The 25,942-nt window shown below is 51.6% G+C and carries 30 protein-coding genes; 14 read left to right on the forward strand and 16 right to left on the reverse strand.

The annotated features are described in order from the left end of the window. Positions 1–122 precede the first annotated feature (122 nt). A complete protein-coding gene (locus tag MNO13_RS18305; RefSeq protein ID WP_121814147.1) occupies positions 123–728 on the reverse strand; it encodes an ankyrin repeat domain-containing protein in 606 nt (201 codons plus the stop codon). Positions 729–1,177: 449 nt separating this feature from the next. Between MNO13_RS18305 and MNO13_RS18310 the strand changes: the two genes are divergently transcribed. Together MNO13_RS18310 and MNO13_RS18315 are read left to right on the forward strand one after the other, a co-directional pair. Next, a complete protein-coding gene (locus tag MNO13_RS18310; protein ID WP_064548865.1) occupies positions 1,178–2,107 on the forward strand; it encodes a LysR substrate-binding domain-containing protein in 930 nt (309 codons plus the stop codon). Positions 2,108–2,190: 83 nt separating this feature from the next. Continuing rightward, the gene (locus MNO13_RS18315) at positions 2,191–2,445 is read left to right on the forward strand and encodes a DUF1158 domain-containing protein (RefSeq protein WP_064549024.1); all 255 of its coding nucleotides are present in this window, start codon (positions 2,191–2,193) and stop codon (positions 2,443–2,445) included. 58 nt (positions 2,446–2,503) lie between these two features. Here MNO13_RS18315 and MNO13_RS18320 read toward each other — a convergent pair whose 3' ends face one another. Beyond that, entirely contained in the window at positions 2,504–3,751 is a 1,248-nt protein-coding gene (locus MNO13_RS18320; protein ID WP_241939108.1) for a mechanosensitive ion channel family protein, read from the reverse strand. Positions 3,752–3,993: 242 nt separating this feature from the next. Between MNO13_RS18320 and MNO13_RS18325 the strand changes: the two genes are divergently transcribed. The 9 genes from MNO13_RS18325 to lldD all read left to right on the forward strand — a co-directional run bounded on the left by MNO13_RS18325 (position 3,994) and on the right by lldD (position 13,719). Further along, positions 3,994–5,112, forward strand: a complete 1,119-nt coding sequence (locus MNO13_RS18325; protein ID WP_241939109.1) for a YbdK family carboxylate-amine ligase — start codon at positions 3,994–3,996, stop codon at positions 5,110–5,112. 228 nt (positions 5,113–5,340) lie between these two features. Then, positions 5,341–5,907 carry a response regulator transcription factor gene (locus MNO13_RS18330; protein WP_064548870.1) on the forward strand — a complete coding sequence of 189 codons (567 nt, stop codon included), beginning with the start codon at positions 5,341–5,343 and terminating at the stop codon, positions 5,905–5,907. A 227-nt stretch (positions 5,908–6,134) separates the two neighbouring features. Then, positions 6,135–6,542, forward strand: a complete 408-nt coding sequence (locus tag MNO13_RS18335; RefSeq protein ID WP_064548872.1) for a (R)-mandelonitrile lyase — start codon at positions 6,135–6,137, stop codon at positions 6,540–6,542. A gap of 72 nt (positions 6,543–6,614) precedes the next feature. Further along, entirely contained in the window at positions 6,615–7,670 is a 1,056-nt protein-coding gene (locus MNO13_RS18340) for an NAD(P)-dependent alcohol dehydrogenase (RefSeq protein WP_277881110.1), read from the forward strand. 194 nt (positions 7,671–7,864) lie between these two features. Then, the gene (locus tag MNO13_RS18345) at positions 7,865–8,224 is read left to right on the forward strand and encodes a DUF2946 domain-containing protein (RefSeq protein ID WP_232886103.1); all 360 of its coding nucleotides are present in this window, start codon (positions 7,865–7,867) and stop codon (positions 8,222–8,224) included. A gap of 41 nt (positions 8,225–8,265) precedes the next feature. Further along, entirely contained in the window at positions 8,266–9,645 is a 1,380-nt protein-coding gene (locus MNO13_RS18350; protein ID WP_241939110.1) for a PepSY-associated TM helix domain-containing protein, read from the forward strand. 455 nt (positions 9,646–10,100) lie between these two features. After that, positions 10,101–11,756: an L-lactate permease gene (lldP, locus tag MNO13_RS18355; RefSeq protein ID WP_064548880.1), complete on the forward strand. Its 1,656-nt coding sequence runs from the start codon at positions 10,101–10,103 to the stop codon at positions 11,754–11,756. Then, the gene (gene lldR, locus MNO13_RS18360; RefSeq protein ID WP_133522382.1) at positions 11,756–12,541 is read left to right on the forward strand and encodes a transcriptional regulator LldR; all 786 of its coding nucleotides are present in this window, start codon (positions 11,756–11,758) and stop codon (positions 12,539–12,541) included. Before lldP ends, lldR begins: the two co-directional genes overlap by 1 nt. After that, positions 12,538–13,719 carry an FMN-dependent L-lactate dehydrogenase LldD gene (lldD, locus tag MNO13_RS18365; RefSeq protein WP_241939111.1) on the forward strand — a complete coding sequence of 394 codons (1,182 nt, stop codon included), beginning with the start codon at positions 12,538–12,540 and terminating at the stop codon, positions 13,717–13,719. Before lldR ends, lldD begins: the two co-directional genes overlap by 4 nt. A gap of 43 nt (positions 13,720–13,762) precedes the next feature. Here lldD and MNO13_RS18370 read toward each other — a convergent pair whose 3' ends face one another. From MNO13_RS18370 to MNO13_RS18380, 3 genes are all read right to left on the reverse strand, one after another. After that, on the reverse strand, positions 13,763–14,065 hold the full coding sequence (locus MNO13_RS18370) for a helix-turn-helix domain-containing transcriptional regulator (protein ID WP_064548886.1): 303 nt from the start codon (positions 14,063–14,065) through the stop codon (positions 13,763–13,765). Then, positions 14,055–14,384: a type II toxin-antitoxin system RelE/ParE family toxin gene (locus MNO13_RS18375; protein WP_064548888.1), complete on the reverse strand. Its 330-nt coding sequence runs from the start codon at positions 14,382–14,384 to the stop codon at positions 14,055–14,057. Before MNO13_RS18375 ends, MNO13_RS18370 begins: the two co-directional genes overlap by 11 nt. A gap of 215 nt (positions 14,385–14,599) precedes the next feature. Then, positions 14,600–15,028, reverse strand: a complete 429-nt coding sequence (locus tag MNO13_RS18380; protein WP_121814153.1) for an OsmC family protein — start codon at positions 15,026–15,028, stop codon at positions 14,600–14,602. A 158-nt stretch (positions 15,029–15,186) separates the two neighbouring features. Here MNO13_RS18380 and MNO13_RS18385 point away from each other — a divergent pair, with 158 nt between their 5' ends. From MNO13_RS18385 to MNO13_RS18395, 3 genes are all read left to right on the forward strand, one after another. Beyond that, on the forward strand, positions 15,187–15,720 hold the full coding sequence (locus MNO13_RS18385; protein ID WP_241939112.1) for a tetratricopeptide repeat protein: 534 nt from the start codon (positions 15,187–15,189) through the stop codon (positions 15,718–15,720). 78 nt (positions 15,721–15,798) lie between these two features. Continuing rightward, positions 15,799–16,248 carry an RNA polymerase sigma factor gene (locus tag MNO13_RS18390; RefSeq protein ID WP_241940082.1) on the forward strand — a complete coding sequence of 150 codons (450 nt, stop codon included), beginning with the start codon at positions 15,799–15,801 and terminating at the stop codon, positions 16,246–16,248. Then, positions 16,245–16,994: an anti-sigma factor family protein gene (locus MNO13_RS18395; RefSeq protein WP_241939113.1), complete on the forward strand. Its 750-nt coding sequence runs from the start codon at positions 16,245–16,247 to the stop codon at positions 16,992–16,994. The genes MNO13_RS18390 and MNO13_RS18395 overlap by 4 nt, the downstream gene beginning before the upstream one ends. On the opposite strand, the gene MNO13_RS18400 is transcribed toward MNO13_RS18395, so the two are convergent. The 11 genes from MNO13_RS18400 to MNO13_RS18450 all read right to left on the reverse strand — a co-directional run bounded on the left by MNO13_RS18400 (position 16,991) and on the right by MNO13_RS18450 (position 25,931). Beyond that, the gene (locus MNO13_RS18400; protein ID WP_064548895.1) at positions 16,991–17,380 is read right to left on the reverse strand and encodes a type II toxin-antitoxin system VapC family toxin; all 390 of its coding nucleotides are present in this window, start codon (positions 17,378–17,380) and stop codon (positions 16,991–16,993) included. The genes MNO13_RS18395 and MNO13_RS18400 overlap by 4 nt on opposite strands. 2 nt (positions 17,381–17,382) lie before the next feature. After that, on the reverse strand, positions 17,383–17,646 hold the full coding sequence (locus tag MNO13_RS18405) for an antitoxin (protein ID WP_064548897.1): 264 nt from the start codon (positions 17,644–17,646) through the stop codon (positions 17,383–17,385). Between the two features lie 259 nt (positions 17,647–17,905). Further along, positions 17,906–18,187 (reverse strand): acetolactate synthase small subunit, encoded by a 282-nt coding sequence (gene ilvN, locus MNO13_RS18410; RefSeq protein WP_064548899.1) that lies wholly within the window; start codon positions 18,185–18,187, stop codon positions 17,906–17,908. 3 nt (positions 18,188–18,190) lie between these two features. Further along, on the reverse strand, positions 18,191–19,879 hold the full coding sequence (gene ilvB, locus MNO13_RS18415) for an acetolactate synthase large subunit (RefSeq protein WP_133522378.1): 1,689 nt from the start codon (positions 19,877–19,879) through the stop codon (positions 18,191–18,193). A gap of 110 nt (positions 19,880–19,989) precedes the next feature. Next, entirely contained in the window at positions 19,990–20,088 is a 99-nt protein-coding gene (gene ivbL / locus MNO13_RS18420; RefSeq protein WP_074388597.1) for an ilvB operon leader peptide IvbL, read from the reverse strand. Positions 20,089–20,216: 128 nt separating this feature from the next. Further along, positions 20,217–21,239 carry a CobW family GTP-binding protein gene (locus MNO13_RS18425; RefSeq protein ID WP_232886114.1) on the reverse strand — a complete coding sequence of 341 codons (1,023 nt, stop codon included), beginning with the start codon at positions 21,237–21,239 and terminating at the stop codon, positions 20,217–20,219. Between the two features lie 15 nt (positions 21,240–21,254). Further along, positions 21,255–21,452, reverse strand: a complete 198-nt coding sequence (locus MNO13_RS18430) for a YbdD/YjiX family protein (protein ID WP_034456870.1) — start codon at positions 21,450–21,452, stop codon at positions 21,255–21,257. A gap of 112 nt (positions 21,453–21,564) precedes the next feature. Beyond that, positions 21,565–23,670, reverse strand: coding sequence for a pyruvate/proton symporter CstA (cstA, locus tag MNO13_RS18435; RefSeq protein WP_064548905.1), 2,106 nt, complete (start codon positions 23,668–23,670; stop codon positions 21,565–21,567). Positions 23,671–23,904: 234 nt separating this feature from the next. Next, positions 23,905–24,321: a proofreading thioesterase EntH gene (gene entH, locus MNO13_RS18440; protein ID WP_241939114.1), complete on the reverse strand. Its 417-nt coding sequence runs from the start codon at positions 24,319–24,321 to the stop codon at positions 23,905–23,907. After that, positions 24,322–25,074, reverse strand: a complete 753-nt coding sequence (gene dhbA, locus MNO13_RS18445) for a 2,3-dihydro-2,3-dihydroxybenzoate dehydrogenase (RefSeq protein ID WP_241939115.1) — start codon at positions 25,072–25,074, stop codon at positions 24,322–24,324. Beyond that, positions 25,071–25,931 (reverse strand): isochorismatase, encoded by an 861-nt coding sequence (locus MNO13_RS18450; RefSeq protein ID WP_121814159.1) that lies wholly within the window; start codon positions 25,929–25,931, stop codon positions 25,071–25,073. Before MNO13_RS18450 ends, dhbA begins: the two co-directional genes overlap by 4 nt. Between the last annotated feature and the right edge of the window lie 11 nt (positions 25,932–25,942).

Raw genomic sequence — 25,942 nt, forward strand, 5'->3', positions numbered from 1 at the left:
CCTGGAGAACACCTGCTCAACATATCCATTTGTCAGAACAGAGTTTAGAAACGCGCTATCTGCCGTTTGAGCAAAGAAACACTGCCGCTGAATATAGCCTGCGATAGTGCATCTCCTGTGTTTTATGCTCCGGCTTTCACCAGCAGTTCGGCAATCTCGTGGTAACCTTTTTCACGCGCCAGCGTCAGTGGGGATTTGCCGTATTTATCGGTCATGTGCGGGTTAGCGCCATGCTCAAGAAGTAGCTTGACGATCTCTTGCTGTTTAGCACCGCCGTCATTCAGCACAATGGCTTCGAGCAACGGTGTCCAGCCAACAAAGTTAGTGTGGTTGACATTAATTTCAGTGCGCGTCACTAATTCACGGACAATTTCAACATGACCTTTTTCACTGGCCGGGGTAATACCCACACCACCAAAGCGAGATAAACAGTTCAGGTCTGGATTAGCCGGTAAAATTAAACGCAGCAACGTTAAGTCATTATTCAGGCAACTTAACAGGAAGGGGTTAAAACAGGTTTGGTCTTGCTTATTAACATCCGCACCCGCTGAGATTAAATACTCAACGCAATCATATTTCTTATGCAAGCTGGCGAGTGTAATTGCGGTGCGCCCCTGACGGTTTGTGGCATTAATATCCACCCCATCATTAAGACATTGTTTTATATTTTCCAGCTGGCCATGTTCGGCGGCATTTAGAAATTCGGCAATCAGTTCTTTCTGAGACATATCCATACTCCGATACTTTGCTATTGCTGATGAACTGAGAATAGCAACACTCAAGTCGCTTTAACATCCGTTTAAAAATCATTCATCGTTAATGACAACATTATTGAATTAAACTCAACAATGTGAGAAAAATGTGGGTTAGCGCAATCTTTTACCTATGATAAAACCTGTTTCTGATGGCTTTAGTCCCCACTGGCGAGTGTGCCACGAGGCCTTGCCGAACGCGGGAAAAATGGGATTGAAGAAGTGTGATACTCTTCAAATCAGTTGTAACGGCAGTGTTAAATATGGTTCAAGACTGGGGTGCGGATCATAAGGATTACAAATACATTCAACAATAGAGTTGGGTGGGTGTTGGATGACGCTTCGCTTATCCGATCTACGAAATGGGTTGTTGTAGGGTGGATAAGCACAGCGTCATCCACCAAAAGGACACAGCGGAGCGGCACATGAATTCCATTTTTACCGAAGAGAACCTGCTTGCCTTCACCACCGCAGCGCGGCTTTCAAGCTTTAGCAAGGCGGCCGTAGAGTTAGATGTCACCACGTCGGCCATCAGTTACACCATTAAAAGAATCGAGACTTACCTGGACGTGGTGCTGTTTGTGCGTAACACGCGCAGCATCGAATTAACCGAATCCGGGTACTATTTCTATCGCAAAGCCACCGAGTTGCTGAATGACTTTCATGCCATCAAGCGCGGCGTCGATACCATTTCTCAAGGGATTGAGGTCAAGGTTCGTATCTGTATTAATCAGTTACTCTACACCCCACGCCACACCGCAAAGCTGCTGCAAATCCTCAAAAAACAGTTCCCGACCTGCCTGATTACTATTACCACCGAGGTGTACAACGGCGTCTGGGACGCGATTATTAATAACCAGGCTAATATCGCGATTGGCGCACCAGATACGCTGTTGGATGGCGGCGGTATCGACTACACCGAAATTGGCGCGATCCGCTGGGAGTTCGCCATCGCCCCGACTCACCCGCTGGCGTTTATGCCGGAGCCGATTGCTGAAAGCCAGTTGCGCCTGTATCCGAATATCATGGTGGAAGACACCGCGCTGACGCTGAATAAAAAAGTGGGCTGGCTCCTGCACGGCCAGGAAGCGATTCTGGTGCCGGACTTTAATACCAAATGCCAGTGCCAAATTCTGGGTGAAGGTGTGGGTTTTTTGCCTGATTATATGGTGCGTGAAGCACAGGAAAGTGGCCTGTTAGTCACCAAGCAGATAAGCAACCCGCGCCAGGATTCGCGAATGCTGCTCGCCACTCAGCACGCGGCAACCGGCCAGGTGACACGGTGGATTAAAAAACAGTTTGCGCCAGGTGGGTTGCTGACGGAGATTTATCGCGACTTGTTGTATCGGGAATGAACAAAGGGCGATTTGAAACAGCGGTAATTTTCCCGGACAATGTGTTTTTGCCTGTGTTTTTAACCCCCCGGCGTAACCATGACATGAAACACCCTCTTGAAGCCCTGATGAGTGCTGGCGGCATCTTACTGCTGGCCTTTTTGTCTTGCCTGCTGCTACCTGCTCCAGCGCTGACTATCGAGTTGGCACAAAAACTTATCAAGATGTTCCATTTGCTGGATATGAACCAACTCTACACCATCATCTTTTGCCTGTGGTTTCTGGCGTTAGGTGCGGTTGAGTATTTCGTGATTCGCTTTATCTGGCGACGTTGGTTTTCGATTGACCGGGAAGCGTAGCGCCATCTGGCATTTTTTTGGTGGATGACGCTATCGCTTATCCACCCTACGAAATAGATTAGCTTTTCATCACCGTGACAATCGAACGAATATCGTTACCGGTCGGTGCCTGATGTATCCGCAAACCGAACTGATCAACCACAGCAAATATATGCTCAAAAATATCAGCCTGAATGGATTCATATTCCAGCCATGCGACAGTGTTAGTAAAAGCATAAATCTCTATTGGCAGACCTTCTGCACCCGGCGCTAACTGGCGCACCATTAATGTCATGTCTTTGCGAATGCGCGGGTGGTTTTGCAGATATTCGGTCAGATAAACCCGGAATGTCCCGACGTTAGTCATGCTGCGCGCATTCAGTACTGAAACCCCATCACTATTATGCGTACGGTTATAGTCTGCAATTTCCTTACTCCGCGAATCGATATAAGGCTTTAATAGTCTCGCCTTCATTAAATGTTCTATTTCATCGGTAGAAAGAAAATGAATACTGGTGGTATCGATATTAATACTACGCTTAATACGACGGCCACCTGATTGCGACATACCGCTCCAGTTTTTAAAAGCATCAGAAACCAAAGCATAGGTGGGAATAGTGGTAATTGTATTATCCCAGTTACGGACTTTCACGGTGGTCAGGCCGATATCAGTTACCGCGCCATCGGCACCATACTTGGGCATTTCCAGCCAGTCGCCGAGCTTTAACATGCGGTTGGCTGAAAGCTGAATACCGGCAACCAGGCCCAGAATCGGGTCTTTAAACACCAACATCAGTACCGCCGCCATGGCACCCAGGCCGCTGATTAAGATGGCGGGTGACTGCCCAATAATACGCGAGACAATCATGATACCAATGATAATCGAGGCGATCAGTTTCACCCCCTGGAATATTCCCTTCAGCGGAATATCTGAGGTAATAGTAAATTTCTGTGAGAAATTATAAATCACATCCAGCAAGGAGAATAATGACAGCAACGAGTAGAGCATAATCCACAGTTGCGCACAGATAATCAGTATCTGGCTAACATCACTGCCTTTCTGCAACCACAATACCGCCTGAATATTGACAATAATCCCTTGCAAGGTGAGTGCAAGCCGATGAAATAATTTGTTTTCGGTGATAAGTTGCAGCCATAAATGCTGGCTGGAGTTTGCACGTCGTTCAAACGTCCGCAGAACAATTCTATGGAGAATAAAATGCACCGCTAATGAAAATATAAAGATAATTCCCAGAACCACTAATATCGAAGTGGTCGGATCAAGGGCAATACCAAAAGTACTTAAAAATGAAACCAAATCTTTCATAATAACTCCTTCATAAACGACACATATAATGCGGGGTCATAAATTCATCTGCAACCATTATTGCAGTTTTAACGCACTGAATATTCTTTACAATATTTTCATTGCATTGATATGAAAGATAATTCTTAAGCTAAAATAATAGCGACATATACCCACATAAATTTAGAGGGTGAAGACCAAACGGCTGACTATACTAAACGCACGAATGCACTCAGTGCGGGTGCCAAAAACGAGATGACCGTATGCCGCTAAGTGATTTTGTCCATTCTGAGCCATACACCCTTGGTATTGAGCTGGAATTGCAAATAATCAATCCGCCAACCAACGACCTCAGCCAGGATTCTTCGCTGCTGATTGACTCGCTAAAAGGCGTGGTGACCGAAGGCGAAGTCAAACATGACATCACCGAAAGCATGCTGGAAATTGCCACCGGAGTCTGCGCTGATATCGGCGAGGCATTTTCCCAGTTATCTGGTTTGCGCCAACACGTCCTGCACTCTGCCAGCCAACATCATCTGACTATTTGCGGCGGCGGCACACATCCGTTTCAAAAATGGCAGCGCCAGGAAGTATGTCAAAGCGAACGCTATAACCAGACGCTGGAGCTATTCGGTTATTTAATGAAACAGGCCACAGTTTTTGGCCAACACGTGCATGTCGGCTGCGAAAATGAAGAAGACGCTATCTATTTATTGCATGGTTTATCGCGCTTTGTTCCTCATGTTATCGCCCTTTCCGCCTCGTCACCCTATATTCAGGGCGGGGATACGACTTATGCTTCATCACGGCTGAATATTTTCTCGGCGTTTCCGGACAACGGCCCGGCCCCGTTTGTTAGCGACTGGCAAGAGTTTAAATGGATGTACCAACGACTCGAGTCCAGCGGCATCGTTCAGTCGATGAAAGACCTGCACTGGGATATTCGCCCCAGCCCAAATTTTGGCACCATAGAAGTACGCGTGATGGATACACCTTTGACTATGACTCGTGCGGTCAACATTGCCGGTTTTATTCAGGCGCTGGCGCATTGGCTGCTGAGCGAACGTCCTTTCGTTCCGCGTTCCGAAGATTATCTGCTGTACCGTTTCAACCGTTTTCAGGCCAGCCGCTTTGGCTTTGAAGGGAAACTGACTGATGTGCGCTGCGGTGAGCAACGCACGCTGGCAGAAGATATTTTGCCTCTGCTTGATACTCTCGCCCCCTATGCAGCACAACTTCAGGCGACCTCTGCTTTAGAAGCGATAGAAGGTTATGTACGCATAAATGACAGTGACACCCGTCGTATCCGCCAATTTATTAGCGAAGGTGGACTGTTAACTGAGTTGATACGCAAGCATTGTGAAATTTGGGCAACTGATTAATTTTTTTCTGATTTAATACTTTGCAGCATTATTATTATGCGCAAAGTTATTGAGATATAAATAAATTCAGCGCCCATTAATTATTACTTAATTAATGCTTACTATTTCCGGCAATTTACTTCATGAATAGACATGCTAAAGTCGTTCTCAATAACGCCCCTACCATTTAGAACGGAAAGTAATAACTTACCGTGATAGTGCCAAGTATTTGTTAAAAGGATTTACAGCATGAACAACTCAGCAAATTGCGTAATGAAAAACATTTATATTCTGAGTGATAATTGTTTTTTACTACCTGGTGTGAAGCATCTATTGTCAACCCTTGACCAACAAGACGTTACGTTCAGCGTTAATCACATTGCGAACAATAATCTCCACTGCTTTTTTGAAGCGTTAAAAGAGCAGGAGGATGATGCTAATACGGTTAACTATTTTATCGCTGAAAAGCAGGTATTTTATATTTTGAAGTCTAATAATAAATCTCCGGCGGGCATCATCATCCCACCGACAGTTAATTTGGATGAACTGTGTAAGATCCTGCTGAAATGTAATGAAAAAGAGACACTCCTGAATTCTGATTTTTACTATCGTAATACGCATTCACACCGTGAAGTTGAAGTGGTATCGATGTTGCTGGAAGGTATTCAACCTAAAAATATCGCAAACAAGTTAGGGATCTCGATTAAAACGGTGAGCCATCACAAGCAAATCGCGATTAAGAAAAGTGGTTTCTCAAACTTTAATGAGTACTACCTGCGTAATTTGACTATTAATCCTTTCATTCCGCATCACTGATCGTTTCCTCTTCCCTACCCTCCTCCACCTTTGGGGGAGGAACGGCCTCACTCTCCATTCATGAATCCAGCTCATAGTGCCATTCTTATTTAGCAGGCTAATCTACAAATTCCCGCAGTGTTAGAGTTTCATTTTCGGATAACACGGCAAGCCTGAACGAGTTTCCTATACTTCAGAGTCATGTTGTCCATTTAACCTCGGCAGCACATGCCGAAGTGGAGGAGAAAATGGAAGAAAAATTGAAAATCACCCCAGCGGGATCTCAGCCATCACAATCTGGTCCGGAAAGTTACTTCACAGGAAGAGTCCGTATTGATGCCCCTTTCCAGACCACACCGCCCGCGCGTACCGGCGGAGCAACCGTCACTTTTGAACCCGGCGCTCGTACTGCCTGGCACACCCATCCACTGGGCCAAACCCTGATCATCACGCACGGTCATGGCTGGCTACAGGAATGGGGTGCTGGAATTCGTGAAATAAACCAGGGTGATGTTGTCTGGATCCCGGAAGGCATCAAACACTGGCACGGCGCAACGCCTGATAACGCCATGACCCACATCGCGATTGCTGAGTCGCTCAATGGCAGCCCCGTTGAGTGGATGGAACACGTTAGCGACGATCAGTACAAAAAGTAAAACGGCGAATTTCGTCAACTCCCTCACCGCCCGCCGCATGGCGGGTCGCGACATTTCACCCGGAGAAATACCATGACGATGAAAGTGCTCGGTTATGCGGCGCAGTCCGCAGAGGTTCCCCTTGCTCCATTCGAATTTATCCGACGCTCACCGCGTCCTGATGATGTAGTCATTGAAGTGATGTATTGCGGCGTGTGCCACTCAGACCTCCACCAGGCGCGCAACGACTGGGGTTTCAGCCAGTATCCGTTAGTGCCAGGCCATGAAGTCGTCGGTCGCGTGGCTTCGGTGGGCAGCAACGTGACGAAATTCAAGCCGGGCGATTACGCCGGAATCGGCTGCATGGTGGATTCTTGTCGCACCTGCCATCCCTGTCAGGAAGGGCTGGAGCAGTATTGCGAAGAAGGTAACATACAGACTTACAATGGTGTAGACCGCCATGACCACCAGCCCACGTATGGCGGCTATTCACAAGCCATTGTCGCCTCTGAAGATTTTGTGCTGAAAATGCCGCAAGGGATGGACCTGAAAGGCGCGGCACCGTTGCTGTGTGCCGGTATCACTACCTGGTCGCCGCTGCGCCACTGGAATGTGGGTAAAGGGAGTAAGGTCGCGGTGGTTGGGCTGGGCGGCCTGGGTCACATGGCGTTGAAACTGGCTAACGCGATGGGTGCGGAAGTCACCCTGTTCACCCGTTCGGCCAGCAAAGAGGCGGATGCTCGCCGCTTAGGGGCGCACCACATTGTACTTTCTACCGATGACGCGCAGATGGCGTCAGTCCACAACCAGTTCGATTTGATTATCGACACGGTGTCTTACGCCCACGACATCAACCCCTATATGCCAACGCTGACGCTGGACGGAACCCTGGTGTATGTCGGGTTGTTGGGCAGTATTGAGCCACCCGTGAGCACCTTGCCGCTGATTCTGGGGCGTCGTTCCGTTGCCGGTTCCTGCATTGGCGGCATCAAAGAAACCCAGGAGATGCTGGATTTCTGCGGCGAACACGGAATCGTGTCGGATATCGAAATGGTCAACATTGCGGATATTAACGAAGCCTATGAGCGAATGCTGAAAAGCGATGTGAAGTACCGTTTTGTGATTGATATGGCGTCGCTGAAAGCCTGATATTCGCGCCCTCTCTGGCTACTGAGAGGGCGTCTTAATCTTTATTTTCCCCATCATCTATATTTTTAACAATTCATCCATTCCATGTACAATCGCGCAACAATAATCAGCTTTGGTAGATTGCCCGCTTGCCGTCACTTTTCACTCTTTCACGCCATAAATGGCTATCAGCGCTCGCATTACTGGCGATGCTGATGCTTTTTATCGCCCCGGTGATTTCAAAATCACTGGAGCAACAGCGTGCAGTGCAAGGCGGCGAGCATAAAATGATGAGTCACACGGCTGGCATGATGATGGACATGGGGGCGATGAAAATGCCCGCCTCATCACATCTGATGCCGGGTGCGGGCGCTTCATTGATGGACGATATTGCCTGTGGATACTGCCAGTTGCTGCTGCATATCCCGCTCATCGTCTGGCTGTTTATTCCTTTTATCTGGCTGGCATGGCGAATTTCGCGTACGCCTCCCTCGCCGGTTATCGCCCCGCTTCTGGCTCAGCATGACGATGCCGAAGCCCTGCCCCGCGCCCCTCCTGTCGCACTGTTTCGTTAATACAAACATCATTTAACGTCACAATTCGACAAAGGATTATCATGCCTGCAAATCAATCGCAGCTCGCCTGTCGTGGCGCGCTGCTGACGCTGTTGCGTCGCCTGCATTTCTATATTGGCCTGTTCGTCGGCCCGTTTATTTTCGTCGCAGCCCTGACGGGCACACTCTATGTGCTGACACCACAAATTGAGAACGCGCTTTATCACCAGGCATTGCGCACTCAAGACACAGGTGAAAACCAGCCGCTTTCGCAGCAAATTGCCGCAGCACGCAAGTTTATCGGCGAAGATGCCACGATTTACGCAGTGCGCCCGGCTCCTGAAACTGGCGATACTACGCGCGTGCAGTTTGTTGATTCTGCATTAGGGGAATCGGAGTCAAGAGCTATTTTTGTCTCACCGGTAACCCTGGCCATTCAGGGGGATTTGACGGTTTATGGCACCAGCGGCGTGCTCCCGCTACGCACCTGGATTGACCAGCTTCATCGCAGTTTATTGCTCGGGGATATAGGGCGAATTTACAGCGAGCTGGCGGCTTCGTGGCTGTGGATTGCGGCATTAGGTGGCGTTGTTTTGTGGCTGACTTCACGGCCAAAAAGAAAGCTGAAAGTGCGGAAAACCCCGCAAAGAAGCGCACGCCACTGGCATATTACGCTGGGTGCCACGTTACTGCTCGGGCTACTCTTTTTCTCTGCTACGGGGCTAACATGGTCACAGTGGGCAGGCGGGAATATCGACAAAATGCGCAGCTCGCTGGGGTGGATGACACCGCAAGTGAATACCGCGCTGACCCCGCAAACGGGTCACCCGCACATCGATTCGCATGCAGAACATCACGCCATGATGAAAGGGATGGTGATGCCTGAAACCGAGGATAGCAACTGGGACGAGGTGCTTCGCGCCGCACGTGCGGCGGGAATTGAATCCAACAAGGTCGAGATCCGCGCGCCGCGTTCGGCAGATAAAGCCTGGACGGTGACTGAAATTGACCGTGCATGGCCGACTCATGTCGATAGCGCGGCGATCGACCCAAATGGCTTCAAGGTCATCGACCGGACGTATTTCGCTGATTTCCCAATGGTCGCCAAACTCACGCGCTGGGGGATTGATGCTCATATGGGAGTGCTTTTCGGGTTGCCGAACCAACTCTTGCTGGCGGCGTTTGGTTTTGGCCTGTGCGGCATGATCGTTCTGGGTTACCGCATGTGGTGGCTCAGACGCCCGGTAATATCTGCAAGTAATCCCGCACAAACACTGAGCGCGTCATGGCTGGCTTTGCCAATCATCTGGCGTAGCGCCGTGTTGTTGATTGCCCTGCTATTCAGCTTTGCCTTGCCGGTTATGGGGGTGAGTTTGCTGCTGTTTGTCGCCACTGATATTGCCCGCTGGTGGAGGCATTCGTTGAAATTGCAGGTTTCGTAAACCACCCTCACCCTGATGGCCGTCTCTTATACACAGGGCGCTTCCTGCCAAGCCGCAGAAGGTTCCGTTCACCAGGCGACAGCGTGTTTATGTCGCGACTGAACCGGTGAACGTCTTAGGGTGGCCACCGTCGCCACCCTAAGAACCCGGACTCCCGGCAAATAAATCGCCGCAAGCGGTAAACCTCCATTTTGCCTCCGTGTCAGGGTCATGTGGTCGGGAGCCACGTGTGAGAGCGATAATCCGCTTTGCTCCCTCCCCTACCCCACAATATTGGTCCTACCAATCCTACCAAAAACGTGACTGATTTACCCATAATGACAAAATCAGTTACACACTCATTGCCATTAGTTAACAAAAGATTAACCTTTATCCATAACGCGCCCTACATCGCCAAATTGGTCCTACCAATAACGCGAAAAATAATAAGCACATCACGTTCTGGAGAGTCCTGCATGCAAGCATGGCAACAAGTCTACGACCCGGCAGGGAACATATGGCTATCAAGCCTCATCGCCGCTATTCCGATTATTTTCTTCTTCTTCGCACTCATTAAATTGCGCATGAAAGGCTACACCGCCGCCACCATCACTGTGGGCCTGGCGTTGCTCGTTGCGCTATTTTTCTACCGCATGCCCGTTGACCGCGCATTATCGTCAGTGATCTACGGCTTCTTCTACGGATTGTGGCCGATTGCGTGGATTATTATCGCCGCAGTATTCGTCTATAAAATCTCGGTGAAAACCGGGCAGTTTGACATTATCCGCTCGTCGATACTTTCCATCACGCCTGACCAACGCCTGCAAATGCTGATCGTTGGCTTCTCCTTCGGCGCATTTCTTGAAGGGGCTGCCGGATTCGGTGCACCAGTGGCGATTACCGCAGCACTACTGGTTGGCCTCGGCTTTAACCCGCTGTACGCCGCCGGTCTGTGCCTGATTGTGAACACCGCGCCGGTCGCGTTTGGTGCGATGGGCATTCCCATTATCGTTGCGGGCCAGGTCACCGGCCTCGACAGCTTTGAAATCGGCCAAATGGTTGGCCGCCAGTTACCGTTCCTGACGATTATCGTGCTGTTCTGGATCATGGCGATTATGGACGGCTGGCGCGGTATTAAAGAAACATGGCCTGCGGTGATGGTGGCTGGTGGCTCGTTTGCTATCGCGCAATATCTCAGCTCGAACTTCCTCGGCCCGGAACTGCCTGACATTATTTCTTCCCTGGTTTCTCTGGTGTGTTTGACCGCGTTCTTGCGCGTCTGGAAGCCCGTTCGCATTTTCCGCTTTGGCGATATTGGAGCCTCCGTTACCGACCAGACACTGGCGCGCCAAAACTACACATTAGGCCAGGTGGTACGCGCCTGGATGCCATTTATCTTCCTGACGGCTACCGTGACGCTTTGGAGTATCCCGCCGTTTAAAGCGTTATTCGCACCTGGCGGTGCTATGGCTGACTGGGTATTTAACATCTCCGTACCGTTCCTCGACAAAATGGTTGAGAAGATGCCGCCTGTCGTAGCACAGAGCATGGCCTATGCCGCGGTCTATAAGTTTGACTGGTTCTCGGCAACCGGCACCGCGATTCTGGTCGCCGCGCTTATCTCGATTGTTTACCTGCGCATGAAGCCGAAAGCCGCTATCGAAACCTTTGGTGAAACTCTCAAAGAACTGGCTTTGCCGATTTACTCCATCGGCATGGTGTTGGCATTCGCGTTTATCTCAAACTATTCCGGCCTTTCGGCAACGCTTGCTCTGGCACTGGCTCATACCGGCCACGCATTTACTTTCTTCTCTCCGTTCCTTGGCTGGCTGGGAGTATTCCTGACCGGTTCTGATACCTCGTCCAACGCCCTGTTTGCGGCATTGCAGGCGACGACCGCACAACAAATTGGCGTGTCCGATCTGTTGCTGGTAGCGGCTAACACTACCGGTGGCGTCACTGGAAAGATGATTTCGCCACAGTCCATCGCCATCGCCTGTGCCGCTGTAGGGCTGGTGGGTCGGGAATCTGACCTGTTCCGCTTTACTGTTAAACACAGCCTGATATTTACCTGCATGGTCGGCGTTATCACCACGCTTCAGGCCTATGTTCTGACCTGGATGATCCCTTGATGAGCACACAACCGCGCCTGGCTGACCATCTGGTTGAGCGCGTAAAAGCATTAATTAGCGAACGTAAACTGGAGGCGGGCATGCGGTTGCCCGCCGAACGCCAGTTAGCGGCAGAAATGGGCGTATCGCGCTCATCGATTCGTGAAGCTATTCAAAAACTGATTAGCGAGGGTGTATTAATTAGCCGCCGCGGTGGCGGCACGTTTGTTCGTTACGAAGTTCAGGCCTGGTCCGAGCAACGTATTGTACAGCCACTCAAAACGTTAGTTGAGAACGACCCAAACTATCGCTACGACATTCTGGAAGCGCGGCATGCCATCGAAGCCAGCACCGCCTGGTACGCCGCGATGCGCGCCACTCCGGCCGACAAAGAGAAGTTAATTGCCTGTTTTGACGCCACGCTAAAATTCAAAGAGAGCGATGACCCGGACCTGGCGGCCCAGGCCGATGTGCGCTTTCATCTGGCAATTGCCGAAGCCTCGCACAACATTGTGTTACTTCAGACGATGCGCGGTTTTTTCGACCTGCTGCAATCCTCCGTAATGCATAGCCGCCAGCGCATGTACACCGTACCCGCTATTTTTGCGGGACTCACCGAACAACATAACGAACTGTTGCAGGCTATTTTGGCAGGTGACCCGGAACGCGCGCGTTTAGCGGCAAAAACTCACCTCGGGTTTGTCCATACCACCATCAAAACCCTGCATGAAGACGAAGCCCGGCAGGCGCGAATCAGCCGCCTGCCCGATGAAGATACCGACGTAATAAGGGACGAAAATCCATGATTATTTCTGCTGCTACTGATTATCGTGCCGCTGCGAAGCGCATTCTGCCGCCATTCCTGTTCCATTACATTGACGGTGGGGCGTATGCCGAACATACGCTGCGTCGTAATGTTGACGACCTGGCGCAAGTGGCGTTAAAGCAGCGCGTGCTGAAAAATATGTCCGCTCTGAGCCTGGAAACCAAACTGTTTAATGAAACGCTGTCGATGCCCGTCGCGCTGGCTCCGGTGGGATTGTGCGGAATGTACGCACGCCGTGGCGAAGTTCAGGCAGCAAAAGCCGCCGCCGCCAAAGGTATTCCGTTTACGCTTTCCACAGTTTCCGTCTGCCCAATTGAAGAAGTCGCACCGACGATTGACCGCCCAATGTGGTTCCAGCTTTATGTGCTCAAAGACCGTGGCTTTATGCGTAATGCTCTGGAACGTGCCAAAGCTGCGGGTTGTTCAACGCTGGTGTTTACCGTTGATATGCCGACACCTGGCGCGCGTTACCGCGATGCGCACTCCGGCATGAGTGGGCAACACGCAGCACTTCGCCGCTACTGGCAAGCGGTGACGCATCCGCAATGGGCATGGGATGTGGGTCTGAAGGGACGCCCGCACGATCTCGGTAATATCTCCACCTATCTTGGTAAACCAACAGGTCTTGAAGATTACATTGGCTGGCTGGCGAATAACTTCGATCCATCCATTTCGTGGAGCGATCTGGAGTGGATCCGCGAGTTCTGGGATGGCCCGATGATCATCAAAGGGATTCTCGACCCGCAAGATGCCAAAGATGCCGTGCGTTTCGGGGCTGACGGGATTGTGGTTTCCAACCACGGCGGCCGCCAACTCGACGGTGTGTTGTCGTCTTGCCGCGCCCTGCCAGCCATTGCCGATGCGGTAAAAGGCGATATCGCCATTCTTGCCGATAGCGGTATTCGCAGCGGCCTGGATGTGGTGCGAATGATTGCGCTCGGCGCTGACACCGTATTGCTAGGCCGCGCTTATTTGTACGCGTTGGCCACCCACGGCCAGGCAGGCGTTGCCAATCTGCTCAACCTGATTGAAAAAGAGATGCGGGTTGCAATGACGCTGACCGGAGCAAAATCTATCGCCGAAATCAGCCCTGATTTGCTGGTGCGCGAAGGCGTGAAAGACATTCTGTCGCCACAAGATATGGCGGTGGGGTTTTAGGTAAACTGATGCTCGCCAGGTGATAAATGGCGAGCATTTTCACTCAACTCGTCAGCTCCGCAAAACTGATACCCGCCGCATTGATAATCTTTTTAGTTGTGCTGATGGTTGGGTTCCCACGTTCTGAAAGGGTTCTGTAGAGCGTTTCGCGATTCAGTTTTGCCTGTGCTGCTATTTTGCTAAACCCGCCTCGAGCTTCAACGAGGCGACGTAATGCCAGCAGAAACAGCACTTCTCCATTTTCTTCATCCAGACCCGCAAATGCCTCTTTCATATATTCCACGGCAAATGCGTGATCTTCCTGAAGCATTTCGATGACTGTTTGGTCGAACTCATTAAATTGCATTTTTTAACTCCTGATGTTCTTGCCACCATGTCACAGCCTGCTCGATATCCGCTTGTTGTTTGCGTTTATCGCCACCGAGCAAGAGCAAATAGGTATCCTTACCTTCATACGCATAATAAATCCTGTAACCAGGCCCTTCATCTATGCGCATTTCCCAAACGCCATGTCGGCATGGCTTATGGTCGCCAGGGTTGTTAAGCGCTAACTGGTCAATACGCCGAACAATTTTCGTTTTAGCCCGTGGATCCCGTAATACTTTTAACCACTCATTAAAAGGCACCCTGCCGTTTTGCAGTTTGAAGTACTTAATCATATTCATCCTTGAAACTCCTTAATTGTAGCTTTTAAACCACATCAGTCAATGTATTTATTTTGAGCACAATTATTTCGTGCCACAGCAGGCTAGCCCAGGGTGAAGGAAGAGAGCGAGAGGTATTCGGGGTGAAAGTTTAGCTTTGCGGCATGCCTTCCAGCATGAAGATAAAAGGCGCAGCGCTGCCGCCGGGCTTCACCGGAAGCAGCGCTTGCTGGGCATTAATTGAGTTTGTAGTCGAGGGTGATTTCAGCTTTCATCAGTTGCGATACCGGGCAACCAGCTTTGGCTTTCTGGATAATTTTATCGAACACCGCGCTATCCGCATTCGGCACTTTGACGTTACTGGTTAGCGCAATTTTGGTAATGGCAAAGCCACCGTCGGTTTTATCCAGCGAGACATCCGCTGTGGTGTCGATGCTTTCTGCCGTGTAGCCCTCTTCGCCAAGCATTAGCGAAAGCGCCATCGAAAAACAGGCTGCGTGTGCCGCACCGATTAACTCTTCCGGATTGGTCCCGGCAACCCCTTCAAAACGTGTATTAAAACCATAGGGCTGTTCTTTTAACGCGCCGCTCTCGGTGGAAACAGTCCCTTTGCCGCGTTTAATGTCACCTTCCCAGTGAGCCTGCCCTTTCTTATGAATGGTCATGTAATCGCTCCTATTTTATTAACACGAACATCAAGTATAGAAGTTGAATACGGGCTTGCCCGGCATCTCAGAACAATCCTTGCGGCGCAGAAAGATAAAACGAATAAATTCGTGATCCCAGGTGTTTACTCCATACCGAACACCACGAGGCTATTATCATGAAGCGTTTTTACCGCCAGTTTGTTCCCGCAGTTGTCACCAGTTTGATGTTGTTTTCCGGCTACGTTCAGGCCATGGGCGGCAGCAACGACGAACCCGTTCCGCCAACCTGCCCTAAGGGGCAAATTTATGACTCAAAAACCAAAACTTGTATGGTCGATAAAGGGGGGATGATAGGCGACGAATCCCGCACCGACTACGCTTACGCGCTGGCAAAAGCGGGCCGCTACCAGGAAGCGCTGGATATGCTCAATACGTTGAAAGACCAAAACACCGCCGAAGCGCTCAATTATCGAGGTTATGCCACTCGCAAACTGGGCCGTACCGATGAAGGGATCGGCTATTATTTGAAATCTGTCGCCCTCGATCCGAAATATCCAAAAGTTCGCGAGTATCTCGGGGAAGCGTACATGATCAAAAACCGTCCGGAGCTTGCTCGTGAACAGCTCGCTGCCATCAAAACTCTGTGCGGTACCAGCTGCGAGGAGTATCGCGATTTGTCCGCAGCCATCGACGGCCATCCCGAATCCTAATCGGAGGTGAAAATTAGTAGCGAAGCGATACGCCGCGATCTCGCGCAATATCTTTCACGCCTGTGGCGCTACGGCCTGGTGCTTTCTCATCAGCGGGATATTGCCGATGATTTGGTGCAGGCAACCTGTGTGCGCGCCATTGAACGCGCCGCACAATTTGAGGCGGGCAGCAGGATGGATAGCTGGCTCTTTTCCATCCTGCACTCCATTTGGCTCAATGAAGTTCGGGCGCAGCAAATTCGTCGCGGACAGGGATTTGTGGATATCGATACGCTCACGGAAAGCGGGAACTGCGATGATCCCATCTGGACAAACGATGTGATGAAACGCGTGGCTCGTTTACCCGAAGCCCAGCGGGACACCGTTTTTCTGGTTTATGTCGAAGAGTTGTCGTATCGCGAGGCGGCGAAAATTCTCAATGTCCCGGTGGGAACGGTGATGAGCAGGCTTGCCACCGCGCGGCTGACGCTGGCTCAGGACCGCGCGCTTCAGCCTGATTCGCCATCATTAAAAGGAGAAAGTTCATGACACTTACTGCCAATACAGATGAGCTGCTGGTGGCGTATCTGGACAATGAACTCAGCGCCACGCAGCGCCAGCAACTGGAAGAACGCCTCAGTCATGATGCGTATCTGGCTGAACGGCTGTTGCTGTTAGAGCGTAGCAGTTTACCTTTTAAGTCTGCTTTCGAACCTTTGCTGGAAGCGGCACCGCAATCTCGCTTACAGGCTTATCTCACTCCCGCAACAGCTGCCGTATCCCGACGTCATCTCATCGCCGCTGCGGTAAGTTTTCTGGCATTGGGTGTGATTGGCGACCGCGCTTTGTTACTTTTATCTCAACCTGAAGAAAGCTGGCGTGAATTAGTGGCGCAATATATGGCGCTTTATACGCCACAGACGCTGGCTGAAACACCAACACGCCAGGCGCTGGAAGCGCAATTGAAAACCACGGGGACACAACTCGGTTTAGCGCTGAATCCAGAAAGCCTTGCCCTGCAAGATGCCACGCTGAAAAACGCACGCGTACTGTCTTACGATGAACAGTCCATCGCGCAAATTACCTGGCTTGATACCGCCCACGGCCCCTTGGCGTTGTGTATCACCGGCTATTCAGGGAAACCGATAACGGCGAAAAACGAGCAACGGCTGGGCATGAATATTGTTTATTGGGCGAGTACAAACCACCAGTTTATGGTGATTGGACACGGCCCAATGGCACAAATGAACCAGATTGCACAACAGTTGCAAAGCAGTCTTACTGGAGCGAGCTAGCGCGTCCAGTCCTCAACGCGTAAACGCCCGACCATGGTAAAAGCACGATCGCTGGTGACCACCGTCGCGTTTCGGCTCAGGGCGTGAGCGGCAATTAACTGGTCAAGATGACCCAATACTTTGCCTTTCTTTTCCATCGCCGCTCGTAACTGACCGTAGCTTTTTGCCGCTTCGCTGTCCCACGCGTAGACCGATACTGTTTCCAGAAAACCCTGCACCGCCGCAGCCAGATTTTTACTCTGGCGCTTAGCCACGCCATATAACAGCTCAGCTTCCGTTACACTAGAAATGCACACTTCTACAGGGCGCGTTTGAGCCAGCTTTTCTATCACTTTAGGATGCTGACGGAAAAGATAGCTCACCGTGTTGGTATCCAGCATGTACATGGTCAGTCCATCCCTGCAAAGGGATCTCTGTCGGCAATACTCTGGTTACGCTCCTGCTCATCAAGGAAGTTATCAGGCACTTTTGCTTTCTTCACTAAAGCAAAAACGTTACCCCATCCTTCTGGTTTGGCTGGATTTTTTGAAAGAATCACGTTTCCCTCCTTGTCTTTGCGGATATATACCCTGTCGGTATCAAACTCAAATTCCACCGGTAACCTCACCGCCTGGTTTCTGCCGTTTTTAAAAAGCTTCGCGACGCGCTCCATGGTAACTCCTGGCACTTAATGACCTATGCCATAGCATATGCCACAGAAACGCATTCGCCAAGCTCACTTTTTATACGATTAACGTTTACGTGGGCAATCTACCCTGGATTTATGCAATCAGGTTGGCTTTATTGCGACGGGATTATTGTTTTGCGAGAAGCTTCCAGAATGGTGAAAATAACGAAGCGGAGTTGCAGTGCAGAATGATGAATCGTGCAAAATTGGGTGGATAAACTTACCGTTTACCCACCCTGAAATGCTATTGAACCAGTGCGGTTAGCTTACCAAAAATGCCCGCACCGTCTGCATCGCGCCTGATTTGTACCACATCTTCAAGTTTATCGATTTGGCTAATCATCTGCTCAAGACGCTGGTCATCCGCCACTTGTAGCCAGATACGGCTCTGGTCGCCCTGTGGTAACGGCAGACAGAGAATACCTTCGACGTTAAAGGCGCGGCGAGCGAACAGGCCGCAAATGTGAGACATCACACCCGGATGGTTGCTCACCGTAAGTTCCAGAATAACGGTTAGTTGTTGCATGGCTTACTCTCCAATCATCTCAATGTTGGCAGCGCCTGGCGGCACCATCGGGAATACTTTTTCACTGGCATCAATGCGCACGTGAATCAGGCAAGGGCCAGGGCGTGAAATCGCCTCCTGCAATGCCGCTTGCGGGTCTGCTGCTGCATTCAAATCACAGGTTGCCAGGCCAAAACCTTCGGCAATTTTCAGGAAGTTAGTTTGTCCGGAATAGGTCGCCGCAAAGACATTTTGTTGATAGAACAACGTTTGTTGTTGGTGTACCAGTCCCAGCGCCTGGTTGTTCAACAGGATGATCTTCACGTCCAGATTATGATCGGCAGCGGTCGCCATTTCCTGAATATTCATCATGATGCTGCCATCACCGGTAAAGCACAGCACTTTGCGGTTTGGCTCAGCTAATGCCGCACCTACCGCAGCGGGCAGGCCAAATCCCATCGTTCCTAAACCACCGGAAGTCAGCCACTGGCGTGGACGGTTCAGCGGATACGCCTGCGCTACCCACATTTGGTGCTGGCCGACATCGGTGGTAATCACTGCGTTGTCATCCACGCAAGCCGCAGCGGCGTTAATCAGGCCGTATGGCGTCAACGGGTTATCAGCACCAGGCATATTGAACGGGAATTCTTGCTGCAAACCTGCGACTTGTTGCAGCCACTGCTGGCGCGGCTTGGCGTCAATTTTTGGCAGTAATTGTTCCAGCACTTCACCGACATCCGCGCGAATCGCCACGTGTGCCTGCTTAATTTTACCCAGCTCGGCGCGGTCGATATCAACATGAATGATTTTTGCGTTCGGACAGAACTCTTCCGTTTTACCAATCGCGCGGTCATCAAAGCGTGCGCCTAAAACAATCAGCAAATCTGCTTCCTGCAAAATGTAGTTGGTGCTGCGAGCGCCGTGCATCCCCAGCATGCCAAGCGATAACGGATGCTTCGCCGGAATAGTACCGAGCGCCATCAGCGTCATGGTGGTTGGCAGGTTAGCTTTTTCCGCCAGTGCACGGGCGTTGGCATGCGCATTGATGACTCCGCCGCCAAGATAAAGAACCGGGCGCTGCGCCTGGTTAATCATTGCCGCGGCATCAGCAAGTTGCTGTGCTTCAAACTGCGGTGCAGGAGTATGGGCAGAAACGGGCGGCAGCTCGCTGATGTCAATTTCTGCGGTTTGCACGTCTTTTGGAATATCAATCCAGACCGGGCCTGGGCGGCCAGATTCAGCAATGCGGAACGCGTCGCAAATCACCTGTGGCAGTTCGCTAATATCGCGAACCAGATAGTTGTGTTTGGTGATGGGAATGGAGATGCCGTAAGTGTCGACTTCCTGGAAGGCGTCGGTGCCAATCATTGATTTTGGCACCTGGCCGGTAATACAAACCAACGGGATGGAGTCGAGTCGCGCATCGGCAATCGCGGTGACCAGGTTTGTCGCACCAGGGCCGCTACAGGCGATACACACCGCCGCTTTACCCTGTGTGCGGGCCATGCCTTGCGCCATAAAGCCCGCCCCCTGTTCGTGGCGTGCCAGAATATGGCGAATTTTTTTGCTTTGGCTGAGCGCGTTATAGAGCGGCAGGACGGTGCCACCGGGAATACCGCTGATGGTGGTAATGCCATGGTGCTCAAGCATTTGCACAATTAATTGTGCGCCCGTAATACGGTGTGCTTGCGGTGGGTTTTCCGAAATTGCCATGCTCCAGTCCTTCTTCTCGTGCCGTTGCGCTTCTGGCCGGGGGACTAAAACAAGAAACCCCGCCCGGTTTGCGCCGGCGGGGTTTTGGAATCGATGCGTTGATTCAGACCCTACGGCGCATTGCCGACGACCACCACCACACGCACGACGACCACCGCGGCTGGTAGCGCGGTTAGTAGTAGGCCAGTGTTGCGAGTGAATGTAGTCATTTGGGTCCTGAATAGTGTTTACGCGATTTAACGTCGAAATTTATACAACCACACTGCTTCGTTTCACACAACAGCTTTATTCGGCAGAGCTGAAAATCGTGTTTGAGATCACATCTCTGGTTTCATACCTAAATCGAAGTTGCAGCAAATTCCCGACGCATCTCCTCAATCGGTAAATAACGCCCGATGATGACTAAGCGTGAGACGCGCGATTCGCTCGGGTGCCATGTTGAGCCGTAGTCAAAGCCCACCACTTTATGTACCCCTTGCACGATAAGGCGTTGCGGATGGCCATCAATCGCCAGTACGCCTTTGTAACGCAGCATGTCGTTACCAAAACGCGCGATGCAACTTTCCATAAACGCGCCAATTTTCTTCACATCCAACAACCCGGCATCAAAAACGTGGGCCTGGATGGCATCATCCCAGGACTTTTTTGCCGCCGTTTTACGAAACGGTTTGAAGCTCACGGGGTGATCATCGTCAGCGCGAATCACGCGAAATCCCGAGGCTAATTCAATGGTATCCGTGAGTTCGAACGCGTTGAGATCGAGCCACATTTCCGCCGGGCATTCGCCGTTTACGATCTCAAAAATATCAGCTTTATTGTTGATCCGATGGATCCGCTCCAGCGCCTGTTGTTTGGTTTCGTCATCAACACGATCGGCTTTAGTCAGCAAAATTCGGTCGGCAAAACCGAGCTGGGCGGCAGCAACCGCATGCTCATCCAACTGGCGTGAAATATGTTCTGCATCTGCCAGCGCAATGACCGCATCAAGACGCAATGCGTCACGCAGATATTCATCCACAAAGAAGGTTTGCACGATGGGAGCTGGGTCAGCAAGACCTGTGGTTTCAACAATCAACCGCTCAAATTTCAACTGACCCGACGCGCGTTTTGCCAGCATTTCTCTGAGTGCGGCGGTGAATTCTCCGCGCACGCTGCAACACACGCAACCGTTACTGAGCTCCACGACGTTGACGTTTTCACCGCCTCTGAGCAAAGCTCCATCGATATTTACCGCACCAAATTCGTTTTCCAGAATGGCGACGGGTTCGTTGCCGTTATGGGCGAGAAAATAGTTGAGAAGTGTGGTTTTCCCGGAACCAAGAAAGCCCGTTAACAGAGTGACAGATACCGCTTGATTCATGTCCAATTCCTTAGATTAACAGCAGCGAGCGCCGCCTTTGCCGCCGTATCGCGCATCCTGACGCTCGCGGAAAAACTCTTCGTAAGTCATCGGCGTCTGTTCCGGATGAGTCAGACGGATGTGTTGCACATAGTTGTCGTAATCAGGTACGCCAACCATCAGTTTAGCGGCCTGGCCGAGGTATTTTCCGGCTTTAGCGAGAGTGTCGAACATAGTGGCTCCTGTATTATTGGACTGCCCTCACCCCGGCCCTCTCCCACAGGAGAGGGGGAAAAGCTAATTCCCTCTCCCTCAGGGAGAGGGTTAGGGTGAGGGTTGTTCTAAATTAATGCGCACTCTTCGCCTGAGCCACAATCTGCTCAGCATCTTCTGGCATCTTCTCGTAAGGCGTTTCCCTTGCGGTAGGAAGGTCAGATTTCAGCGCCTGGCGCGCAGTTTTAATCGCGAACAGACCAATCACCACCACAACCACCATAAAGAAGATAGTCAGCCCGGCATCCAGACGGTTGTTAAACACCAACTGGGAAAGCTGTGACTCGGTGTATTGCGCAGGGATTTTGCCGCTGTCGAGAGTTGCCTGGAACTTGTTAGCGATAGCCAGGAAGCCCACTTTCGGGTTGTCGCTAAAGGCTTTTTGCCAGCCTGCCGTCAACGTACAAATCAACAGCCATGCGGTTGGGACCAAAGCCACCCAGGCATATTTCTGCTTCTTCATCTTAAACAGTACGACTGCACACAGCATCAACGCCATACCTGCCAGCATCTGGTTGGCAATACCAAACAGCGGCCACAAGGTGTTGATACCGCCGAGTGGATCGACCACGCCCTGGTGCAGGAAGTAACCCCATGCCAGCACGCAAAGTGCCGTAGCCAGTAAGTTTGCTGGCAGCGAGTCGGTACGCTTAAGACCCGGAGAGATTACGCCCAGTAAATCTTGCAGCATAAAGCGCGCCGCACGGGTACCGGCATCTACCGCAGTCAGAATAAACAGAGCTTCAAACAGAATAGCGAAGTGATACCAGAACGAGACATCCATCAGGCCGCCCAGCGCGCCATGCAGAATGTAAGCCATCCCCACCGCAAGCGTTGGTGCGCCACCCGCGCGGGAAATAATGCTCTGCTCACCCACTTCATTAGCAATGTTGGTCAGGGTGTCCGGAGTGATATGGAAGCCCCAACTGCTCACCACGCTGGCAGCAGAAGCGACTACATCTACAGTTCCTGCCGGAGCCAGTACCGCCATCGGGCTGTTCATCGCGAAGTACACGCCCGGGTCGATAACACAGGCGGCAACCAGCGCCATGATTGCCACAAACGATTCCATCAACATGCCACCGTAACCGATGAAGCAAGCCTGGTTTTCGTTAGCCAGCATTTTCGGCGTGGTGCCAGAAGCGATCAGGGCGTGGAAGCCAGAAACTGCGCCACAAGCAATGGTGATGAACAGGAACGGGAACAGGTCACCTGTCCAAACCGGGCCGGTGCCATCAATAAACTTGGTCAAAGAAGGCATTTGCAGCGTTGGGCGCATAATCAAAATGCCAATTGCCAAGCCAATAATGGTGCCGATTTTCAGGAAGGTTGAGAGGTAATCACGCGGTGCCAGCAGCAGCCAAACCGGTAGTACCGCGGCGACAAAGCCATAACCCACCAGCATCCACGTCAACTGCACGCCGGTAAAGTCAAAGTATGGCGCCCATGTTGGGCTTTCAGCCACCCAACCGCCGGAAATAATAGCGAAGATCAGCATCACCAGGCCAATCACCGAGACTTCACCAATACGGCCTGGACGCAGATAGCGAATATAGACGCCCATAAACAATGCCAGTGGAATGGTGAACGCTACGGTGTAGGTTCCCCACGGGCTGTGAGTCAGCGCTTTCACCACGATCATCGCCAGCACCGCAAGGATGATGACCATAATCATGAAACAGGCGACCAAAGCAATGACGCCTGCGGTGTTGCCCATCTCTTCTTTCACCAGTTCACCCAGCGAACGCCCGTCACGACGGGTTGAGACAAACAGCACCATAAAATCTTGTACCGCACCAGCCAACACCACACCGGCCAGCAGCCAGAGCATGCCCGGCAAGTAGCCCATTTGCGCGGCAAGCACCGGTCCGACAAGCGGCCCCGCACCGGCAATGGCGGCAAAATGGTGACCGAACAGGACTTTTTTGTCCGTCGGGACATAGTCCAGCCCATCGTTATGGCGCACGGCTGGCGTCATACGAGTGGCATCAACGGTTAAGACGCGTTTAGCGATAAACAGGCCGTAATAACGATAAGCGATGAGGTAAACGCAGATTGCAGCAACCACAATCCACAATGCGTTTATCTGTTCGCCGCGATTGAGTGCGATATAGCCGAGCGCGAAGGCACCGATTAGTGCAAGCACGCCCCAGATAAGGTGTTTCCCTGGATTATTCATCTTTGTTTTCCATGTGTAGGGCCAGAGGCGACGGTATTACCGTTTTGTTCTAGATCAAGCACATGAATTTAACAATATGAAAACAACAGAATACAGATGTTTGACCAGGTCTTTACATCAGCTTGTTAAGGAGATCACTTTGCGGGGAATTTGTTGGAGCGCCCTCACCCCGGCCCTCTCCCCAGAAGAGGGCGAAAACAGAGCTGTCTCCTCTCCATCAGGGTTAGGTTTGTGTTAACCCAGCGTCGCCGTCGTCAAACGGCTAGTACAACAACGCTTGCCGCGCCCATCAAAAATGGCAATTTCCCACACCTGAGAAGACTTCCCTAAATGCAGCGGTTTGCACACGCCGCGCACCGTACCTGATGCCACCGCGCGATGATGGCTGGCGTTGATTTCCGTTCCCACCACGCACTGCCCTTCACTCGTTGTCAGAAATCCGGCCATTGAACCCAGGGTTTCTGCCAGCACTACAGACGCGCCGCCATGCAGCAAACCAAACGGCTGCTGGGTGCGGTTATCGACCGGCATTTGCGCTTCCAGGCTTTCCTCGTCCATGTACGTATAAACGATACCGAGATGCTCAACCATTGTGCCGACGCTGGTTTTGTTTAACGCCTCAAGAGTGAGCTCTCGTTTCCAGATACTCATTCAGGCTCCAAGCGTTGCGCCGCCATCAATCACAATATCCTGCAAAGTGATGTGGCTGGCGTGAGTGGAAGCGAGGAACAAAATCGTGCTGGCGATTTCCTGCGGGCGGGCGATTTTGCCCAGCGGAATGCCCAGTTTGAACTGTTCCGGGAAGCCCTGTATACGCTGCTGTTCGGCGTCTGCCGTTTTCCACAACGTGCGTTGCATATCGGTGTCCGTCGACCCCGGCGACACCACATTGCAGCGCACGCCAAACGGTGCCAGTTCCAGGCCAACGGTTAACGCCAGGCTTTTGAGCGCCGCTTTCGACGCGCCATAGGCCGACATTCCGGTGCGCGGCGTGTGCGCGGCATCGGATGCAACGGTCACAATCGCCCCGCTACGCTGCTCACGCATATGTGGCATCACGGCGCGGAACATATTGAACGCGCCGCCGACGTTGACCGCAAACGTGTCCTGCCAGTCTTGCAGCGCTAACGCATCCGTAGCACCCATGCGCAAAATTCCCGCCGCATTCACCAGCACATCCAGTTGCCGTTCGTCGCTGAGTATTCGCTGAGTCACGCTGGCAACCCGGTCGGCATCCGCCACGTTTAACACTTGGGTGGCAAACGGATAAATCTCCAATGGGAACGCCAGATCAAAGCCGATAACCGTCGCACCAGCTTCGCTAAACGCCCGCGCGGTGTGGTAACCGATGCCCTTGCCTGCGCCCGTTACCCAGACGGTTTTGCCGCTAAAATCGATGTTCATGCCGCCACTTCCCGAGACAGTAGTACCCACCAGGCGTCGATGCTCGGGTTTTTCGCCAGCATCACGAAATCGATGTCAGCGTGAATTTTGCGCCAGCGTGCCGCCAGCGCCATCATGCGCACCGAATCGAGGCCGTAATCAATCAGGTTTTCGTCATCTTCCGGGATGTCGGATTCATCCAGCAACGGCAGGACGATTTCACGTAGTTGCTGTTTGTTTTGCGGCGCACATTCGGGCAGCAAATCGCGGGTCATCACCACGCGCCCGGAACGGCCTGCGGTGTATTTCAGCGCCATGATGTGTTCTTCGCGGCTGAAATCAGCCAGCGCATCAGCGACCATAAACGGTTTGATGTCACGCATAAACGCATCAGTTGCCGTGGTCATGCAGCCAATGTGCGCGTAAACACCGCAAATAATCAGCTGGTTACGGCCGGTTTCTTTTAACGCCTGTTCCAGCGGCGAGCGGATAAACGCGCTGTAACGCCATTTGGTCAGCACCGTGTCGTGTTCGTCTGGCGCAAGTTCTGCCACCACTTTCTGGCGCTCAGGGTGTTTATTTAAGCCCGGCCCCCACATGTCGTTAAGCAGCGCACGGTCTTCATCACTTTGCGCATTCGGCTGCGCGGTGTAATAGACCGGAATATTGTGGCGTTTGCAGTAAGCGCGCAGCGCGGCAATATTGGCAATAACCTGCTGGATCATTGGGCAATCATCGCCCCAGAAATCGATGAAATATTCCTGCATATCGTGAATCAGCAGTGCCGCACGCTCGGGTTCAAACGCCCAGTTCACTTTGTTTTCCGGGATGTCGGCAGCCGTCGGTAAGCTGTACGCGTTCAATTTTGGAATAGCCATAAATTCTCCGT

The sequence above is a fragment of the Buttiauxella ferragutiae genome (genome assembly GCF_022637515.1).
Lineage (GTDB): Bacteria > Pseudomonadota > Gammaproteobacteria > Enterobacterales > Enterobacteriaceae > Buttiauxella > Buttiauxella ferragutiae.

Excerpts from the sequence above, each read along its gene's own strand:
- MNO13_RS18305 (WP_121814147.1), bottom strand. The coding sequence starts at position 728 with ATGTCTCAGAAAGAACTGATTGCCGAATTTCTAAATGCCGCCGAACAT.
- MNO13_RS18395 (WP_241939113.1), top strand. The coding sequence starts at position 16,245 with ATGACACTTACTGCCAATACAGATGAGCTGCTGGTGGCGTATCTGGAC.
- MNO13_RS18430 (WP_034456870.1), bottom strand. The coding sequence starts at position 21,452 with ATGTTCGACACTCTCGCTAAAGCCGGAAAATACCTCGGCCAGGCCGCT.
- MNO13_RS18320 (WP_241939108.1), bottom strand. The coding sequence starts at position 3,751 with ATGAAAGATTTGGTTTCATTTTTAAGTACTTTTGGTATTGCCCTTGAT.
- entH (WP_241939114.1), bottom strand. The coding sequence starts at position 24,321 with ATGAGTATCTGGAAACGAGAGCTCACTCTTGAGGCGTTAAACAAAACC.
- MNO13_RS18385 (WP_241939112.1), top strand. The coding sequence starts at position 15,187 with ATGAAGCGTTTTTACCGCCAGTTTGTTCCCGCAGTTGTCACCAGTTTG.
- ilvN (WP_064548899.1), bottom strand. The coding sequence starts at position 18,187 with ATGCAACAACTAACCGTTATTCTGGAACTTACGGTGAGCAACCATCCG.
- lldD (WP_241939111.1), top strand. The coding sequence starts at position 12,538 with ATGATTATTTCTGCTGCTACTGATTATCGTGCCGCTGCGAAGCGCATT.
- MNO13_RS18375 (WP_064548888.1), bottom strand. The coding sequence starts at position 14,384 with ATGAATATGATTAAGTACTTCAAACTGCAAAACGGCAGGGTGCCTTTT.
- MNO13_RS18340 (WP_277881110.1), top strand. The coding sequence starts at position 6,615 with ATGACGATGAAAGTGCTCGGTTATGCGGCGCAGTCCGCAGAGGTTCCC.
- MNO13_RS18370 (WP_064548886.1), bottom strand. The coding sequence starts at position 14,065 with ATGCAATTTAATGAGTTCGACCAAACAGTCATCGAAATGCTTCAGGAA.
- lldP (WP_064548880.1), top strand. The coding sequence starts at position 10,101 with ATGCAAGCATGGCAACAAGTCTACGACCCGGCAGGGAACATATGGCTA.
- lldR (WP_133522382.1), top strand. The coding sequence starts at position 11,756 with ATGAGCACACAACCGCGCCTGGCTGACCATCTGGTTGAGCGCGTAAAA.
- cstA (WP_064548905.1), bottom strand. The coding sequence starts at position 23,670 with ATGAATAATCCAGGGAAACACCTTATCTGGGGCGTGCTTGCACTAATC.
- MNO13_RS18330 (WP_064548870.1), top strand. The coding sequence starts at position 5,341 with ATGAACAACTCAGCAAATTGCGTAATGAAAAACATTTATATTCTGAGT.
- MNO13_RS18405 (WP_064548897.1), bottom strand. The coding sequence starts at position 17,646 with ATGGAGCGCGTCGCGAAGCTTTTTAAAAACGGCAGAAACCAGGCGGTG.
- MNO13_RS18350 (WP_241939110.1), top strand. The coding sequence starts at position 8,266 with ATGCCTGCAAATCAATCGCAGCTCGCCTGTCGTGGCGCGCTGCTGACG.
- MNO13_RS18325 (WP_241939109.1), top strand. The coding sequence starts at position 3,994 with ATGCCGCTAAGTGATTTTGTCCATTCTGAGCCATACACCCTTGGTATT.
- MNO13_RS18425 (WP_232886114.1), bottom strand. The coding sequence starts at position 21,239 with ATGAATCAAGCGGTATCTGTCACTCTGTTAACGGGCTTTCTTGGTTCC.
- MNO13_RS18310 (WP_064548865.1), top strand. The coding sequence starts at position 1,178 with ATGAATTCCATTTTTACCGAAGAGAACCTGCTTGCCTTCACCACCGCA.
- MNO13_RS18315 (WP_064549024.1), top strand. The coding sequence starts at position 2,191 with ATGAAACACCCTCTTGAAGCCCTGATGAGTGCTGGCGGCATCTTACTG.
- ilvB (WP_133522378.1), bottom strand. The coding sequence starts at position 19,879 with ATGGCAATTTCGGAAAACCCACCGCAAGCACACCGTATTACGGGCGCA.
- MNO13_RS18335 (WP_064548872.1), top strand. The coding sequence starts at position 6,135 with ATGGAAGAAAAATTGAAAATCACCCCAGCGGGATCTCAGCCATCACAA.
- MNO13_RS18450 (WP_121814159.1), bottom strand. The coding sequence starts at position 25,931 with ATGGCTATTCCAAAATTGAACGCGTACAGCTTACCGACGGCTGCCGAC.
- dhbA (WP_241939115.1), bottom strand. The coding sequence starts at position 25,074 with ATGAACATCGATTTTAGCGGCAAAACCGTCTGGGTAACGGGCGCAGGC.
- MNO13_RS18345 (WP_232886103.1), top strand. The coding sequence starts at position 7,865 with ATGCTTTTTATCGCCCCGGTGATTTCAAAATCACTGGAGCAACAGCGT.
- ivbL (WP_074388597.1), bottom strand. The coding sequence starts at position 20,088 with ATGACTACATTCACTCGCAACACTGGCCTACTACTAACCGCGCTACCA.
- MNO13_RS18380 (WP_121814153.1), bottom strand. The coding sequence starts at position 15,028 with ATGACCATTCATAAGAAAGGGCAGGCTCACTGGGAAGGTGACATTAAA.
- MNO13_RS18400 (WP_064548895.1), bottom strand. The coding sequence starts at position 17,380 with ATGTACATGCTGGATACCAACACGGTGAGCTATCTTTTCCGTCAGCAT.